A 16,028-nucleotide genomic window follows, 5' to 3' on the forward strand; every position below is an offset into this window, starting at 1 on the left:
CGGACCACAGGCGAGCCCTGCGCAGGACCCCGGCACCGCGCGGCGGTGCCGGGGTCCTGCCGATTCCGCGCTACTAGACTGGCCGCATGAGCCTCGATGAGCACCGCTACGCGCTGACTGTCCGGTGGACCGGGAACCTTGGGGACGGGACGGCGTCGTACCGAGGCTATTCACGGGACCACGACGTCGAAATCCCCGGCCTTCCGGTGCTGCCGGGCTCGGCCGATCCGACGTTCCGCGGGGACCGGAGCCGGTACAACCCCGAGCAGCTGCTCCTGGCGGCGCTGTCCCAGTGCCACATGCTCTCCTTCCTGCACGTGGCCGTGAAGCACGGCGTGGTGGTGACGGCGTACGAGGACCAGGCCGAGGGGCTCATGCGGACCAACCGGGACGGCAGCGGCCAGTTCGAATCCGTCACACTCAAGCCGCGGGTGTCCCTGGCCGCACCGGCCGCTCCTGACCTACTCGAGGAGCTTCACGCCGAGGCCAACAAGGTCTGCTTCATCGCCCGCAGCGTCAACTTTCCGGTGCTGCACGAGCCCACGGCCGTGGTCGCGCCCGGGACGGCCGACCCTGCCCCGTCGGACTGACGCTGCCCTCTTGGATTGATGCTGCCCTCTTGGATTGATGCTGCTCAGGCGGACTGCGCCCGGTAGGCAGCCAGGGTCGACCGTTCCTTCTCCGGGCTCAGTCCCGCCTTGCGTTCCCGGGCCAGGCCGCGCTTGCGCTCGTCACTGAGGGTGTCGCGCAGCGTCTGTGCCCAGGGCCGGAGCCGGAGGCCGGCCGCCAGCGCTGCATCGTTGCTCCGGGCCGCGAAGCCCTCGTGGCCCGGCGGCAGCCACAGCGGCAGCGAGTCGGGGCCGGCCCAGTAGTTCACGCCCTGCCCTGCCAGCCAGCCACCCGGGGCCGCGGTCACCTCCGCCGTCCGGCCCGTGAGGCGCAGGCATTCGTCCAGGTACGCGGCAAACGGCACGGCCTCGCCGACGGCGTTCAGGGCGCCCGTGACGCCCTTCTCCGCCGCGGCCACGATCCAGGCCGCGAGGTCCCGCACGTCGATGACCTGGGTGGAGTCCCCGGGGATGTCCGGGACCAGGACCGGATCATCGTCCCGGGCGAATCGGGCAGGCCAATAGCCGTACCGGTCCGAGCCGTCACCCGGCCCGCCGATCAGCCCCGCGCGGCAAAGGTGCGCCTTGTCCGGCGCGAGTCCCGTCGCCCACTGTTCGATCGCGGACTTGGCCTCGCCGTAGTTCTCCGGCGTCAGGGCGGTGCCCGGTGCCAGTGGAGGCAGGACCGGAGCGTCCTCCCCGGCGCCGGGAACCGAGTGATCCGCATAGACCGAGCAACTGGACACGACAGTCCAGTGCCTGGCCGTTGGCGCAAGGACATCGAGTGCCTCGCGGCCCTGTTCCGGATCCCGGGTGACGTCGATGACGGCGTCCCAGCCGCCCGGGCCCCGGCTGCCTGCCGCCACGGCCGCATAGGCGGCGTGTCCCCTGGTCCGGTCCGACTGCACCCATGTGGCTCCGCGGGGCGGGGCGGCAACGCTTCCGCGGGCCAGGCAGGTGACGTCGTGCCCGGCGGCCAGGGCTTGCCCGGCGATTTCGGAAGACAGGAAGGCCGTACCGCCAAGAACCAGGATGCGCATGGGTGCCACGGTACGGCGCTAATGTTGAAAGGGAACAGAGCGTTATGCGGCCGGCGAACGCCAACGCGCAGGCCGAACAGCAGCCCGGCAGCGATTAACAACCCGCAGGGACCAGGAGCAAGGAGCCAGCCCCACCGATGTACAGCATGACAACAGCCGATCCCATCACTCTTTCGGAAATTTCGACGGTCAATTTCCCGGGGGTCCTTATCAGCATCGGCGTCGGCGTTGCGGTGTGGCTCGTGGCGTCCTTCGTGATTTCCGGGATCACCAAGCGTGTCGCCCAGGGCAGCACCTTCTTCAAGAAGCGGCACTTCCGCTGGGTGACCCCGGCGCTCCGGGCGCTGGACCACGAGCGCCGGGTCCAGCGGGCCAACACGATCGGTGCCCTCCTCAGGAGCGTGGTGGGCGTCCTGGTGGCCGCACTGACCATCATGTATGTGCTCAAGAACCTGAATGTGGACATCGCACCGCTGCTGACCAGCGTGGGTATTCTCGGTATCGCCATCGGCTTCGGCGCCCAGCAGCTGATCCGCGACTTCCTGGCCGGCATCTTCATCACCCTCGAGGACCAGTACGGGATCGGCGACGTGATCGAGACCTCCGAGGTGGTGGGCGTCGTCGAGTCCATGAACCTGCGGATCACCCGGGTCCGCGCCGAGGACGGCGCCATCTGGTACTTGCGCAACGGCGAAATCCTGCGCGTGGGCAACCGGTCGCAGGGCACCTACATCCCGCCGGAGGAGCCGCCGGCGGATGAGCCCGACACCGCACCCCAGCAGCAGGCCGGAGAATAGAGCCATGACCATTCCCAGCGCCGGCGAACCCCGGCAGCCCCGCCAGCTCCTGCAGAACGATCCGTTCAGCCAGCCAGGCTACACCGACAACTTCTACGACGCCGTCGGCGGACACGAGACTTTCGTGAAGCTCATCGACGTGTTTTACGACGGCGTGGCGACTGACCCGCTGCTGCGTCCCATGTATCCGGAGGAGGATCTCGGCCCGGCCAAGCGGCGCTTCCTGATGTTCCTGGAACAGTACTGGGGCGGCCCGACGACGTACGGCGAGGAGCGCGGGCACCCCCGGCTGCGGATGCGCCACATGCCGTTCCGTGTGACGCCGGAGGCGAAGGACCGGTGGCTGCACCACATGCGCGCCGCCGTGGACGCCCTGGACCTGCCGCCGTTGTACGAGGGAACGCTCTGGGACTACATGGAACGGGCCGCGCTCTCGATGGTCAACAGCCCGTCGGACGCCTAGGCCCGGACAGGGAAAGACCCCGGAGGCACTTGGGGGAATGTCTCCGGGGTCTTTCTGCCTAAATAATACCCAGCCGGGTATGGGGGTGCAAGTTCGGTTTTGCGCCCAGGCTGGAGGCCAACCGGCGCACCTTTTTCGTCGCCGGGACGACGGCGGGGCGGTGGGCATCCTGAAGCTCGTGGTCCTTGAACGGATGGCTTTCCGGGGCCCACAGTGGGCACTTCGGGCGGGTCTAAGCTGGCGGTCATGGCGATCATTCATCAGGCGACCCTCACCCCGACGAAAATGGAACTCCTCGAACGCTGGCTGCCCGGCCGGCCTTGGCTCCCGGACTCGGGATCGGCGCCGGAGAAGGTGGGCCACTTCCGCTTCGACGATCCCGGCGGCGAGGTCGGCTTGGAGACGATCCTGGTGCGCTCCGGCGGCGCCGTCTTCCAGGTCCCGCTAAGCTACCGCGGCGCTCCCCTGGTCGGCGCCGACGGCTTCCTTGTCGGGACGTTGGAACATTCGGTGCTGGGAACGCGCTGGGTCTACGACGCCTGCGCGGACCCCTGCTACGTCCGTGCCCTGGCCGGGGCGGTCCTGGCCGGCCAGCCCCAGGCGAAGCACTATCTGCAGGTCGACGGCGCCGAGAAGGTGCTTCCCGAATCCGTACTCGTACACAGCACGGAAGCGGCAGCGGCGGCCGTGCCCGACGTCGAGGACGTCACGGTCGAGGAGACCCGGGAGGGATCGGTGATCCGGTCCGGGGAACTGAGAATCGTGGTGCGGCGGCGGCTTGACGCGGCGGAGGAACCGGCCGCGCGGGCCCTCATCGGGACCTGGGAGGGCCAGGAAACGCCGGTCACGCTCGCCGTCGTGACCGCCGCCTGAGCGCGGCGGGCGGGGAAACCCGTTCTGCTAGAGTCCGGAGCCGGTCCGGACTAGCACGTGGCCGCGGTCGCCGCTGAGGCGGAACCAGCGCCCGGCCCGGAATAGCCGCTGCTCGCCGTCGGCCAGGAAACCCAGGGTGAGCCCGGCGAAAGCGGCGCCGGCCGGGAGCCCGCCGGCCTCGGGCAGTTCACGGCCCCATACCGTCGCCCGGGCGTTGTTGACGATCAGGGCGCCGGGCTTGTCCGGGATGATCGCGGAGATCTCGCGGATGCCGGCTTCCGCAGCGGCGCGCAGGACAGTGTCATGGAGGGCGCCAAGCGGTTCCCAGCCTGTCCGCGGTGCCCCGATTCCGGCCCAGGACTCACTGACGGTCATCGGCGGGACGGGAAGTTCGACGTCGTGCTCGCCCGCCCGGGCCAGGCGGTCCAGCACGGCGGAGAGCGGCACGGTCACGTCGGTGTCCGCCGGCTGCGCCAGCGCCATGGTGCGCAGCCCCAGAATGGTGGGCGTCGATTCGCCGAGGAGCCGCGGGCGCAGGACACAAACATAGGCCGCCAGCACCGGCCCCGTGGCCTGGAGCCGGATGGCACCGTCCTCAACGGACTTGGCCCGTGTGGCGAAGGTACGCAGATCGGCGAGGTCGCGGGGATCGGTGAAGTGCAGGGGCTGGGTTAGGACATCAGACACACCACCGACTTTACCGGCTGCGCTTCTATGGAGCCGCGCCCGCCTCCACGGAGCCCGGCTTTTTGACGTCGCGGTTTTGGCGCCGCCTTTGCCAGTGTTGCCTTTTTGACAGAGTCACGGCGCCGTCTAGAGTCAGACCATGACTGAAGCCGACGCCGGACTGCAGGGCCTGCCGGCCCAGGACCCCACTGCACTGCTCATCCAACTCCTCAACCTTGGCGAGCTCGAAGGCGCGCGCACGGACGAGGACATCTTCATGGGCCCCTCGCAGCGGCAGCCGCGGCAGCGCGTCTTCGGCGGTCAGGTGCTGGCGCAGTCCCTGATTGCCGGCAGCCGCACGGTCGAACCGGAGCGCAGCGTGCACTCCATGCACGGCTATTTCCTCCGGCCGGGCGACGCCAACAAACCGATCACCTTTGGCGTGCAGCGTCTGCGCGATGGCCGGTCCTTCTCGGCGCGCCGGGTCCACGCCTACCAGGAGGGCATGCCCATCCTGTCGATGATCGCCTCGTTCCAGGCCGAGGACAAAGGCATCGACCACCAGTCGGAAATGCCCGCCGGGATCCCGGACCCCGAGTCGCTGCCCAGCACCGCGGACCTGCTGGGCAAAATCGACCACCCTGTGGCCCGGCACTGGGCCTATGAACGGCCCTTCGACATCCGCCATGTCGACCCCGCCCTGTACGTTTCGGCCGAGGGACGCAAGGAAGCCCGCAACGCGGTCTGGATGAAGACCTTCGGCCCGATGCCCGACGACGCCGGCCTGCACCGGGCCGCCCTGGCCTATGCGAGCGACTACACCCTGCTGGAGTCGATCCTCCGCAGGCACGGGATGAGCTGGATTACGCCCGGAATGTCCGTGGCGAGCCTGGATCACGCCATGTGGTGGCACCGGCCGGTCCGGGTGGACGAATGGCTCCTGTACGTCCAGGAATCCCCCAGCGCCCAGGGTGCCCGGGGCCTGGCCACCGGCAGGATCTTCAGCCGCGACGGCCGGCACGTGGCCACGGTGGCGCAGGAAGGCATGATCCGCGTCCCCAGCGACCAGGCGGACAAGTCCGCAGGGGCCGTCCAGTCCGCTGTCCTGTAGAGGACCGTCCTGCAGCACCCCGCCGCCATTCCTGCCGGGCCGGGAAATGCGCTGGATATGCAAAAAGCCGGCCCCCTCGGGGGCCGGCTTTTTGCCGTGCGGACTTAGTCGCGGGTCTGTCCTAGTCGCGGGTGAGGCGGCGGTGCGTCACGCGGTGCGGCTTGGCCGCGTCCGGGCCCAGTCGCTCCACCTTGTTCTCTTCGTAGGACTCGAAGTTGCCTTCGAACCAGTACCACTTGGACGGGTTTTCCTCGTCGCCTTCGTAGGCCAGGATGTGCGTGGCCACCCGGTCAAGGAACCAGCGGTCGTGCGAGACGACGACGGCGCAGCCCGGGAACTCGAGCAGCGCGTTTTCGAGGCTGCTGAGGGTTTCGACGTCGAGGTCGTTGGTGGGCTCGTCGAGGAGCAGCAGGTTGCCGCCCTGCTTGAGGGTCAGCGCCAGGTTGAGGCGGTTGCGTTCACCACCGGAGAGGACGCCGGCCTTCTTCTGCTGGTCCGGGCCCTTGAAGCCGAATGCGGCCACGTAGGCGCGGGACGGCATTTCGACGTGGCCGACCTGGATGTAGTCGAGCCCGTCGGACACAACCTCCCACAGCGTCTTGTTGGGGTCGATCCCGCCGCGGCTCTGGTCGGCGTAGGAGATCTTGACGGAATCGCCGATCTTCAGCTCGCCGCCGTCGAGCGGTTCCAGGCCCACGATGGTCTTGAACAGAGTGGACTTGCCGACGCCGTTCGGGCCGATGACGCCAACGATGCCGTTACGGGGCAGCGAGAAGGACAGGCCGTCGATCAGCGTGCGGTCGTCGAAGCCCTTCTGGAGGTCCTTGGCTTCGAGCACGAGTCCGCCAAGACGCGGTCCCGGCGGGATCTGGATCTCCTCGAAGTCGAGCTTGCGGGTGCGGTCTGCCTCAGCGGCCATTTCCTCGTAGCGGGCCAGGCGGGCCTTGGACTTGGTCTGGCGGCCCTTGGCGTTGGAGCGGACCCACTCGAGTTCCTCGCTGAGGCGCTTGGCCTGCTTGGCGTCCTTCTTGCCTTGGATTTCCAGCCGGGCGCGCTTCTTCTCCAGGTACGTGGAGTAGTTGCCCTCGTAGGGGTAGAGGTGGCCGCGGTCCACTTCGGCGATCCATTCGGCCACGTGGTCCAGGAAGTAGCGGTCGTGGGTGACGGCGAGGACGGCACCGGCATAGGTGGACAGGTGTTGCTCAAGCCACAGCACGCTCTCGGCGTCGAGGTGGTTGGTGGGCTCGTCGAGCAGGAGCAGGTCCGGCTTCTGGAGCAGGAGCTTGCAGAGGGCGACGCGGCGGCGCTCACCGCCGGAGAGCAGGGTGACATCGGCGTCGGCCGGCGGGCAGCGCAGCGCGTCCATGGCCTGTTCCAGCTGGGAATCGATGTCCCAGGCGTCGGCTGCGTCGATCGCTTCCTGCAGCTGGCCCATTTCCTCGAGGAGGGCATCGTAGTCAGCGTCGGGGCTGGCCATTTCCTCGGAGATTTCGTTGAAGCGCTGGATCTTGCCGTAGATTTCGCCGACGCCTTCCTGGACGTTGCCCAGGACGGTCTTGTCCTCGTTCAGCGGCGGCTCCTGCAGCAGGATGCCCACCGTGTAGCCGGGGCTGAGCCGGGCCTCACCGTTGGAGGGGGTGTCCAGGCCCGCCATGATCTTGAGAATGGTGGACTTACCGGCACCATTCGGGCCGACAACGCCAATCTTGGCCCCCGGGAAGAAGGACATGCTCACGTCATCGAGGATGAGTTTTTCGCCGACAGCCTTACGGGCCTTGGTCATTGTGTAGATAAATTCCGCCATGCCTACAAATCTAGTGGTTCGGCCGGGATAACTCACATTCCGGACGGCCCGGATCCGCCCGTTTACGACGCCGGGCGGCGCCGGTCAGCTCCAGCCGGGGCGTGGCACGGCCGCCCTGTCTCAGTCCCGGTTCAGTCCCCACTCACTCCCCGCTCAGTCCTGGACGCCGACGAGGCAGCCGCCGGAGGCCAGGGCAGGCAGCACACTGACGGCGACACTGCCGCGGCGGATCTGGGCCACGATGCAGCTTCCGCCGTCGCGGACCGCGGCTTCGACGGCGTCGGCGGCCAGACCGGTGGGCGTCCGGGCCGCCGTCACTTCGACGTCGGCTGCGGGTATTCCGGTGCCGGTCAAAGCCGCGCGGACGTCATCGGTGCGGGGCTCGCCGCCGGCTCGCGCGGCACCGTCCAGGACCGCCACGACCTTGGATTTCATGTCCGCGACGGCGGTCCCGGCAGCGCCGGTGCGTCCGGAGTCGTTTCGTGAGGTACCCGTGAGCGGGGCGTCAGTGCGCGGGATCTCAGTGCCCGTGGTGTCAGCCGGCGATGTCGGGGCCGGTAGGGTTTGGGCCGGGTCGGGGACCGAACACGCGGGGACTGCCAGCAGGAGCATCACCGTGGCCAATACCACCGCTGCCCGGCCCGGCGAGCGGCCATGCGGGCGGCCATGCGAGCGACCATCCGAACAACGGAGCGTACGGCGGCCGGGAGGGTTTACCGCGACCGCGACTGCTGCGGCCATACCGGGCTCGTCAAGAGTCGCGGGTCCGTCGGCGTTCCTGGCGTGCTTCACCCGGTCATTGTGCCATCTGGCGGCCCCCGCCTGCCGCCGCTGCCCGCGCAGTGTCAGGGGTTTAGGCTGCGGCGGCTTTGAGTTCGCCTGTTTCCTGGTCCACCTCCGTTTCCTCGCCTGTCTCGTCATCGACATACGTCACAGGGGCGTCGAAGCCGTCGCCGCCGGCCCCCGACTCCGGAGGCGCGTCGCCGCCTTCGCCGTGGCCGGGCGCGTCCGGGGCGCCGGGCGTTGCGGCCCCCTGTTTTCCGGCTCCGGCCGTGCGCGTGAAGTTGGCGGATCCCCACATGAGGTCGTGGCCGACGGAATCGGCGTCGATTTCCGCGTCGTGGTAGACCCTGCCGTCTTTCTCCCAGCTCCGCATCTTCAGCCGGCCGACAACGATGACCCGCTGGCCCTTCTTGACGCTGCAGCCGATGTTGCCGGCCAGCTGCCGGTAGCCCTGGACGGTGAACCAGTTGGTGTTGCCATCGACCCAGGTGCTGGAGGTCCGGTCGTAGCGGCGGTAGGTGGACCCAAGCCGAAAGGACGCCGTGGCCACACCCCCGGGGGTGGTCGAGCTTCTGATCTCCGTGGCGACGAAGCCCCGGACCGTAATGTTGTCGCTCATTCTCATGTCCTGTCTCGAAGTGTCATGCCCTGCCGGGCAGTTCCAGCATCCTGCCCCCGGCGCCGGACCGGGAGGCCCAGTCGGCGCTATGTGGACAACGGCGCTTTGTGGACAACTGGACTATGTGGACGACAGGGATATGTGGACGACAGGGATATGTGAATAATTCGGGGCACTCGGACGCGAGAAGGCGGACTCGTTCGAGGCTCAGGGAGCCATGACCGCGGCCCTGCTCCTGACATGCCGCAGGACCGCGGCGAGGGCCGGCCAGTTGCTGTTACCGTGCCGCGTGCGCGCAAAGGCACGGAGGCGGACGCCGGGCCGGGCGAGCGGGACGAGGGCTACGCCGCGCCGGGGTTGGCGGTCCGAGGGCAGCAGGCCGATCCCCATTCCCGCGAGGATGAGGTCCTCGACCAGCTCGAGGCTGTCCGCCTGGTGCCTGATCCGCGGCTCAAAGTCAGCCATCGACGAGATCAGCCGCAGGACGTCCTCGTCCGCCCGGTTTCGCGAGTTGCCGATCCAGTCATGGTCCCGGAAGGCCGCGAAGACTTCGGGAGCGTCGGCGGGAAGGTGTCCACTGGCGCCCTCCGGGACGCCGAGGCTCCACGCCGTGCTCCACAGCGGGAACGAGTCAAAAGCAGCGCCGGTGCCGTCCGGCGCGAGGTTGTAGTCATACGTCAGGGCCAGGTCCACGGTGTCGGACGCAAGGAGGGCAAGGGCCTCGACCGGTTCGTGCTCCCGAACCTCGACTTTCACGTCCGGATGGCTGGAGGCCAGGTCACCGACAATCGGCATGATGATTTTGCGGACGGCGGTGACGAATCCGGCCACGCGGACCGTTCCGGCGGGTTCGGCGTCGGCGTCCAGCTCAGCGGTGGCGGCGGCGACAGCGCCGAGTATAGTCACCGCGTGGTTGGCCAGGCGGCGGCCTGCGGGGGTCAGACGCACGCCACGCCCTGCAGGTTCCAGCAACGGCGTGCCGGTTTCCCGGGCCAAGGCCGCGATTTGCTGGGAGACGGTCGACGTCGTCGTTCCCAGAGTATCGGCGACATGGCGCATTGAGCCCTGGCGGGCCAGTTCAAGCAGGATTTCAAGCCGGCGGGTCTCCATCCCCCTATTGTCCATGTTTAGTGGACGTTTTATGGATGATTATCACGTGGACGTAGACGATCTACCGGCGGTCTACTGGAGCCATGGCGAGAATTTCCCCCGGTACATCCAACACGGCACGCACTGGAACCTCGATGGCTGCCGCGGCAATGTGCTGTGTGCAGCTGGGCCTGGCCGCCTCCGTGTCGCTGACGGACCGTCTGGGCCCTGGGGGCGTCGCATGGCTGCGGCTGGCCTGGGCTGCCCTGATTCTCGTCGTCCTGATGCGCCCGTGGCGCGCACGGTTTACGCGGTCGGGCCTGGTCACCTGCACGTTGCTGGGGCTCGTCACCGCAGGCATGACATTGCTGTTCATGGCCGCAACCGTCAGGATCCCGTTGGGCACCGCCAGCGCCCTCGAGTTCCTGGGGCCGTTGTCCGTGGCCGTCGTCCGGGGACGCAGGGCCGGGCGGTGGTGGGCGCTGGTAGCGGCAGCCGGTGTCGCTGCGCTGACCGAACCGTGGCACGGCGGCACGGACCCGGTCGGGGTCCTCCTCGCCCTGGGTGCAGCCGCCGGCTGGGCTGCCTACATCCTCCTGACGCAGCGGGCCGGTGATGAACTGGGCGGCCTGCAGGCGCTGGCGGTCTCGATTCCCGTCGCCGCGGCGGCGACGACCATTGCCGTGGGACCGGCGGTATTTGGCCGGCTCGACTGGCAGATGCTGCTCGCGGGAGCCGGCCTGGCACTGCTGATGCCTGTCATCCCGTTCAGCCTGGAACTGATGGCCCTGCGCCGCCTCAAGGCCTCGGTCTTCGGGACGCTCATGAGCCTGGAACCGGCCATCGCCGTCCTCATTGGTTTCGTAATCCTGGGCCAGGTGCCCGGGCCTGGCGGCATTGCGGGGATAGCGCTGGTCGTGGCGGCAGGCATCGGCGGCACCCGCCAGGCGGACGGTTCTCCACATAAGGCAGTGGTGCCGGAAACCACGGAGCCATCGCTGGCAGCGCCCCAATGACCGTCACCGGGTGTCCGGCACTGTAAACTTTTTGAGGCGTCCCCGGCAGCAGCCGGCGGGCACCAGCGTGCCCCAGTAGCTCAGGGGATAGAGCAGCGGCCTTCTAATCCGCCGGTCGGGGGTTCGATTCCCTCCTGGGGCGCAGGCCGGCGCCGGGCTGCGGATTGTCCGCAGCCCGGCGCCGCAGCGTCAGATCCACTTGTTGTGCTTGAACGCCAGGAACAGGACGGCGCCCATCCCGACCATGAGCCCGAGCGCCATGGGATAGCCGAAGATCCAGTCGAGCTCGGGCATGGCCCGGAAGTTCATCCCATAGATCGAGGCGATCAGCGTCGGGGCGAAGAGGATCGCAGCCCACGACGAGATCCGCTTGACCTGCTCGTTCTGGGCGAAGCTGGACTCCGTCAGCAGCCGCATCTCGTCGTTTTGCCGCTGGGCCACGAGGGCTGCATTAACGGCGAGCGCATTTTGCAGCAGGGCCCGGAAAGCCGTCACCCGCTCCCCCAGCCTCAGCGCGTGGTCAAGGACGTCGCGGAAATGGTCCTGCAGTTCCGGGTCCGGCACCCCGTCCGGGCCCCCGGCCATGAGCGTCTGCAAAATTCCGGCGAGCGGAGCCGTGGCGCGCTGGAACGTGATGACCTGGCGGGAGAGTTCATAAATCCTGCGCGACACGCCGGGATCCGCGGCGAACAGGTCATCCTCGATCTCATCGATGTCGTTTTCCAGCCCGGCGGCGACCGGCTCATACTCGTCCACCACCTGGTCCACGATCGCGTACAGCACCGCGTCGGGTCCAAGTGCCAGGAATTCCGGCTCGGACTCCATGCGCCGGCGCACGCGGGCCAGGTCGGGCGACTCCGCCCGGCGGACCGTGACCACAAAGTCCGGTCCGGCAAACACGTGGATCTCGCCGAACTCCACCTTTTCGACGTCGTCGAGGTACCGGGCGGGACGCAGCACCAGGAACAACGTGTCGCCGTAGTGCTCCAGCTTCGCCCGCTGGTGGCCGGCGAGCGCGTCCTCCACAGCCAGATGGCTCAGGTCGAATTCCTCGGCCACCGAACGGAGCTCGTTCGCGTCCGGCCGGTAGAGCCCGATCCAGGCCATGCCTTGGCGCTGCCGCAGGAGAAAATACGTCTCCTCGAGGTCTTCCGGGTCAGCGGTCCGCCGGCCGTCCACGTAGACGGCGTTGTCAATAATGGTCACGGCCGCGCCTCCTCATCAAGGCATTCCCTTGGCTGTGACGTTATACCGTGCCCGGGCCGGTGCCAACCGTCAGCCCGCCTCGGCCGCTAGCCTGTTTCCATGGGTGAAGCAGAACTCCCGGGGCCGGAAACCATCACCACCGCCGCGGCGCAGTGGCCCGACGTCGAACGCCTCTTCGGCGCACGCGGCGAACCGTCGCGCTGCTGGTGCCGTTTCTTCGCCCTCACCGGCAGGCAGTGGTCCGAGTCGACCCCGGAACAGCGCAAAGGCCAGTTGCGGCACAAGTTCGACGGCGGCGCCCCGGCTCCGGGGGTGCTGGCCTTCCGCGACGGGATCCCGGTGGGCTGGTGCGCCGTCGAGCCCCGCGGGTGCTACCCGAGAATCCTGCGTTCAAAGGTGTTCACAGCGGCGGGCCCCGAAGTGGCCGGGGATCACGGCGCGAATGACGTGTGGTCCGTGACTTGTTTTGTCGTCGCCCCCGGCCATCGGCGGCAGGGCGTTGCCCGGGCGCTGCTGGATGCCGCCGTCGGACACGCCCTGGCCCATGGCGCGACGGCAGTGGAGGGCTATCCGGTGGATCCCGGGCAGCGGCCCAAGGTCGGCCCGGCGGACCTCTATCACGGCACCCTGGGGCTCTTCCGGGCGGCCGGCTTCTCGGTGGTCAGCGACGCGGTGCCCGGACGCGCCGTCGTGCGCCTGACTGGCCGGCTCACGGCAGCGTCAGGATCACGGGCCCCTCGGCGGTGATCGCCACCGTGTGCTCGCTGTGCGCGGCGCGGCGCCCGTTGGCGGAGCGGAGGGTCCACTGGTCCTCGTCGTGGTAGTAGTCGTCCTTGCGGCCGAGGATGAGCATCGGCTCGATCGCGATGACCAGGCCCTCGGTCAGTTTGATGCCCCGGCCCGGCCGGCCGTCGTTTGGCACGTGCGGCTCGGCGTGCATGGTCCGGCCGATCCCGTGGCCGCCGTGGTCGGCAAGGAGCCCGTAGCCTGCCCGGCGCGCGGCGCCGCCGATCGCGTAGGCGAGATCCCCCATCTTGTTCCCGACCCGTGCAGCGTCGATCCCCCGGGCCAGGGCGGCGTCCGTGGCGTCGATGAGCGCCTGGTCCACCGGGTCCGCCGTCCCCACGATGAAGCTGACCGCGGCATCGCCGCACCAGCCGTCCAGGAACGCGCCGCAGTCCACGCTCAGCAGGTCCCCGTCCTGCAGCCGGTACCCGTTCGGGATGCCATGGACGACGGCGTCGTTCACGCTCGTGCAGATCACGCCCGGAAACGGGACCGAGGCCCACCGCGGCCGGTAGTTCAGGAACGCCGGGGTGGCGCCGGCGTCGGCGATGGATGCGGCGGCGACCTCGTCCAGTTCCTTGAGCGAGACGCCGACGGCGGCGGCGCCCCGGACCCGGCCCAGCGTGGCGGCGACCACGCGGCCCGCCTCGCGCATCAGGGCGATCTCCCCGGGACTCTTGATCATGGACATGGGTTTCCTTCCGACGCGGCACCGCGGCTAGCTGGCTTAAACTCTAAAGCCCCCCGCGGGATGTCTACAGTGGCTTCATGGCCACCACTGAACTGCTCGATGCGATCCGCAGCCGGCTGCAGGCCGCGGCCGATCCCGGCCGCGCTGCCGGGGCGCAGGCCTACATGAAATCGCAGATGCCGTTCCTGGGCGTGCGGGTCCCGGAGGTCCGCAGGATCGTCAGGGCCGCGGCCGCGGAGTACCCGCCGGCCGGCGTGGCGGAGCTGCAGTCCGTGGTCCTCGCACTGTGGCGGACAGCCGTCTGCCGGGAGGAACGCTACGCAGCGATCGAGCTCACGGGGCTCAGGCTCGCGGCCCGGGACCTGGGGATGCTGGCCCTGTACGAGGAAATCATCCGCAGCGGTGCCTGGTGGGACCTGGTGGACGGCGTGGCCCACCGGCTCGGCGGCCTGTTGCAGGCCCACCGGGCGGAGCTGACGGTGGTCCTGGGCCGTTGGAGCATGGACAGCGATTTCTGGATCCGCCGCGCTTCCATCACGGCGCAGCTGGGGGCGAAGACCGCCACGGACACGGCCCTCCTGGCGTCCGTGATCGAGGCCAACCTGGCCGACCGGGAGTTCTTCATCCGCAAGGCGATCGGGTGGGCGCTGCGCCAGTACGCAAGGACGGACCCGGACTGGGTCCGGGCGTTCGTGCAGCGGCACCGGGAGGAGCTCAGCCCGCTTTCCCGCAAGGAGGCGCTGAAGAACCTTCCGGCCGAATGAGGGGGACTAGATGATCGGCCGGGTGGTGACCGGCTCGTCCGATTTGCTGAACAGCAGCTTGGTCTTCGGGTCCAGGAAGATCAGGTAGAGCGCAAACAGCAGCGCGATGATGGCTGCGGCGTTGCGGGCCAGCGCCAGGGCCAGGCCAAGGTCCGCGGTCTGCAGGTAGGGGAAGACGTCCAGCTGGTCCGAGATCGCGTACACCATGAAGAAGGACACGATGAAGTACAGCGCCTTGACCTGCCAGTCGTCACGGATGCCCGTGACCGCGAACAGCGGAATGAGCCAGACGATGTACCAGGACTGGATCATCGGGGACAGAAGCACGACGGCGGCGAACGCCAGGGTGAGGCGGCGCATCAGGCGGTCGTAGTCGCCGCGGAAAATCTGCCAGGCGACAATCCCGACCGCGAGGAGCTTGCCGGCGTCGAATGCCCATTTGGCCAGGCCCCAGCCGTCGAGTCCGAACGAGTTGGAGATCGAGGCGACGATCAGGCCGACCAGGCCCACGGGCGCGTACCAGATCCAGATGCTGCCCGGGGCGGACAAGCCGTTGATCCAGCCGAAGCCGAATCCGTTGACCCGGCTCATCGCCCACAGCAGGGCCAGGCTGATGCCGGCCGTCAGGCCCCAGAAGAGGAACTTGCGCGGCCAGCTGGCGTTCTTGCCGGCCCAGAGCAGGCCGATGAACGGCAGGAAGACCACCGTGATGGGCTTGACCGCAATGGACAACGTGACCAGCACGATCCCGAGAATGACCCGGCGCGTGGCGCAGAAGTACAGGCCGGCCAGGGCCAGCCCGATCATGAGCGAGTCGTTGTGCACGCTGGCGATGAAGTTGGTCAGGAACAGCGGGTTGGCGGCCGTCAGCCACAGGGCCCGGTTCGGGTTCACGCCGTGGAGTTCGGCCAGTTTCGGCACGTAGATCACGCAGAGGACGACGCCCACCAGGGCGGCCACCCGGAACAGCATGATGCTGCCCTCCGGGTGCACGTTGGTGGCCCAGACCACGAACTGCTCGATCCACAGGAACAGCTGGCCGTACGGAACCGGGGCTTCGGTCCACATCTTGTCCGCGCCGAGCTGGAAGTAGTTGGACAGCGCCGAGATGCCGTTTTCGTAGGGGTTGAATCCCTCCACCATGAGCCGGCCCTGCCCGATGTAGGCGTAGACGTCCCGGCTGAACAGCGGCACGGAAAACATCAGCGGCAGGCCCCACGCCACCGTCGCCTGGAGCGTGGCCTTGCGGGCGCCGTCTCCCCAGACCCGGACACGCTGGCCCAGCCGCAGCCAGGCGCGGACCAGCAGCATGCCGCCGAAGGCAAGCAGGACGATTGACAGGGCAACGCCGATGGCTTCGGTCCGCATCCAGATGAACAGCGGGACGCGGCGGAGCCCGGACACGGGGGCCAGCCAGCCGACGCCGATCGAACCGATCATCATGAACAGCGACCCCAGAAAACCGGCAAGGATCGGGGACCGGGGATTGTCGACGTCGCCCAGGGCGTCAGCCCCGGCGGGGCTGGACACAGCGGGGCTGGACACGGCCGGGCTGGACACAGCCGGGCGGGACGAGGTTGGGTTTGACACAGTCGGGCGGGTGGCGGCCGGGCGGGACGTACCGGCAGCCGTTTCCCCCGCCGCAGGCACAGGCGCCGTCATGTCAGGATCGTCCTATCTGTTGCGGGTCACATGTCCGCCCACAACAGGCC

At 68.6% G+C, this 16,028-nt stretch carries 17 protein-coding genes and 1 tRNA gene; 9 read left to right on the top strand and 9 right to left on the bottom strand.

Annotated features, from left to right (window positions below):
* The first annotated feature begins 86 nt into the window (after positions 1–86).
* Positions 87–590, top strand: a complete 504-nt coding sequence (locus CFN17_RS07180; RefSeq protein WP_208750742.1) for an OsmC family protein — start codon at positions 87–89, stop codon at positions 588–590.
* Between the two features lie 44 nt (positions 591–634).
* Here the strand turns inward: CFN17_RS07180 and CFN17_RS07185 are convergent, their stop codons facing one another.
* Positions 635–1,648 (bottom strand): epimerase, encoded by a 1,014-nt coding sequence (locus CFN17_RS07185; RefSeq protein ID WP_208750743.1) that lies wholly within the window; start codon positions 1,646–1,648, stop codon positions 635–637.
* 137 nt (positions 1,649–1,785) lie between these two features.
* On the opposite strand from CFN17_RS07185, the gene CFN17_RS07190 reads away from it, so the two are divergent.
* The 3 genes from CFN17_RS07190 to CFN17_RS07200 all read left to right on the top strand — a co-directional run bounded on the left by CFN17_RS07190 (position 1,786) and on the right by CFN17_RS07200 (position 3,781).
* On the top strand, positions 1,786–2,445 hold the full coding sequence (locus tag CFN17_RS07190) for a mechanosensitive ion channel family protein (protein ID WP_208750744.1): 660 nt from the start codon (positions 1,786–1,788) through the stop codon (positions 2,443–2,445).
* 4 nt (positions 2,446–2,449) lie between these two features.
* On the top strand, positions 2,450–2,908 hold the full coding sequence (locus CFN17_RS07195; protein ID WP_261792399.1) for a globin: 459 nt from the start codon (positions 2,450–2,452) through the stop codon (positions 2,906–2,908).
* 246 nt (positions 2,909–3,154) lie between these two features.
* A complete protein-coding gene (locus CFN17_RS07200) occupies positions 3,155–3,781 on the top strand; it encodes a CG0192-related protein (protein ID WP_208750745.1) in 627 nt (208 codons plus the stop codon).
* 27 nt (positions 3,782–3,808) lie between these two features.
* Here CFN17_RS07200 and CFN17_RS07205 read toward each other — a convergent pair whose 3' ends face one another.
* A complete protein-coding gene (locus CFN17_RS07205; RefSeq protein ID WP_208750746.1) occupies positions 3,809–4,468 on the bottom strand; it encodes a hypothetical protein in 660 nt (219 codons plus the stop codon).
* Between the two features lie 139 nt (positions 4,469–4,607).
* On the opposite strand from CFN17_RS07205, the gene CFN17_RS07210 reads away from it, so the two are divergent.
* Entirely contained in the window at positions 4,608–5,558 is a 951-nt protein-coding gene (locus CFN17_RS07210; protein ID WP_208750747.1) for an acyl-CoA thioesterase II, read from the top strand.
* A 121-nt stretch (positions 5,559–5,679) separates the two neighbouring features.
* Here CFN17_RS07210 and ettA read toward each other — a convergent pair whose 3' ends face one another.
* The 4 genes from ettA to CFN17_RS07230 form a co-directional block, all read right to left on the bottom strand.
* Positions 5,680–7,362, bottom strand: a complete 1,683-nt coding sequence (gene ettA / locus CFN17_RS07215) for an energy-dependent translational throttle protein EttA (RefSeq protein WP_208750748.1) — start codon at positions 7,360–7,362, stop codon at positions 5,680–5,682.
* A gap of 153 nt (positions 7,363–7,515) precedes the next feature.
* Complete coding sequence (locus tag CFN17_RS07220) at positions 7,516–7,797, bottom strand: DUF6993 domain-containing protein (RefSeq protein ID WP_261792400.1); 282 nt, start codon at positions 7,795–7,797, stop codon at positions 7,516–7,518.
* Positions 7,798–8,215: 418 nt separating this feature from the next.
* Positions 8,216–8,764, bottom strand: coding sequence for a single-stranded DNA-binding protein (locus CFN17_RS07225; protein ID WP_208750749.1), 549 nt, complete (start codon positions 8,762–8,764; stop codon positions 8,216–8,218).
* 207 nt (positions 8,765–8,971) lie between these two features.
* Positions 8,972–9,874: a LysR family transcriptional regulator gene (locus CFN17_RS07230; RefSeq protein ID WP_208750750.1), complete on the bottom strand. Its 903-nt coding sequence runs from the start codon at positions 9,872–9,874 to the stop codon at positions 8,972–8,974.
* A gap of 83 nt (positions 9,875–9,957) precedes the next feature.
* Between CFN17_RS07230 and CFN17_RS07235 the strand changes: the two genes are divergently transcribed.
* Entirely contained in the window at positions 9,958–10,869 is a 912-nt protein-coding gene (locus CFN17_RS07235; RefSeq protein ID WP_208750751.1) for a DMT family transporter, read from the top strand.
* A gap of 69 nt (positions 10,870–10,938) precedes the next feature.
* Positions 10,939–11,011, top strand: a tRNA-Arg gene (locus CFN17_RS07240).
* A 47-nt stretch (positions 11,012–11,058) separates the two neighbouring features.
* Here CFN17_RS07240 and CFN17_RS07245 read toward each other — a convergent pair.
* Complete coding sequence (locus tag CFN17_RS07245) at positions 11,059–12,075, bottom strand: magnesium and cobalt transport protein CorA (protein ID WP_208750752.1); 1,017 nt, start codon at positions 12,073–12,075, stop codon at positions 11,059–11,061.
* 99 nt (positions 12,076–12,174) lie between these two features.
* Between CFN17_RS07245 and CFN17_RS07250 the strand changes: the two genes are divergently transcribed.
* On the top strand, positions 12,175–12,822 hold the full coding sequence (locus CFN17_RS07250) for a GNAT family N-acetyltransferase (RefSeq protein WP_208750753.1): 648 nt from the start codon (positions 12,175–12,177) through the stop codon (positions 12,820–12,822).
* On the opposite strand, the gene map is transcribed toward CFN17_RS07250, so the two are convergent.
* A complete protein-coding gene (map, locus tag CFN17_RS07255) occupies positions 12,785–13,552 on the bottom strand; it encodes a type I methionyl aminopeptidase (protein WP_208750754.1) in 768 nt (255 codons plus the stop codon). The genes CFN17_RS07250 and map overlap by 38 nt on opposite strands.
* 77 nt (positions 13,553–13,629) lie before the next feature.
* Between map and CFN17_RS07260 the strand changes: the two genes are divergently transcribed.
* On the top strand, positions 13,630–14,316 hold the full coding sequence (locus CFN17_RS07260) for a DNA alkylation repair protein (RefSeq protein ID WP_208750755.1): 687 nt from the start codon (positions 13,630–13,632) through the stop codon (positions 14,314–14,316).
* A gap of 6 nt (positions 14,317–14,322) precedes the next feature.
* On the opposite strand, the gene mptB is transcribed toward CFN17_RS07260, so the two are convergent.
* Entirely contained in the window at positions 14,323–15,978 is a 1,656-nt protein-coding gene (mptB, locus tag CFN17_RS07265) for a polyprenol phosphomannose-dependent alpha 1,6 mannosyltransferase MptB (RefSeq protein ID WP_208750756.1), read from the bottom strand.
* Positions 15,979–16,028 lie beyond the last annotated feature (50 nt).

This window comes from Arthrobacter sp. PM3, assembly GCF_003352915.1.
GTDB lineage: Bacteria > Actinomycetota > Actinomycetes > Actinomycetales > Micrococcaceae > Arthrobacter.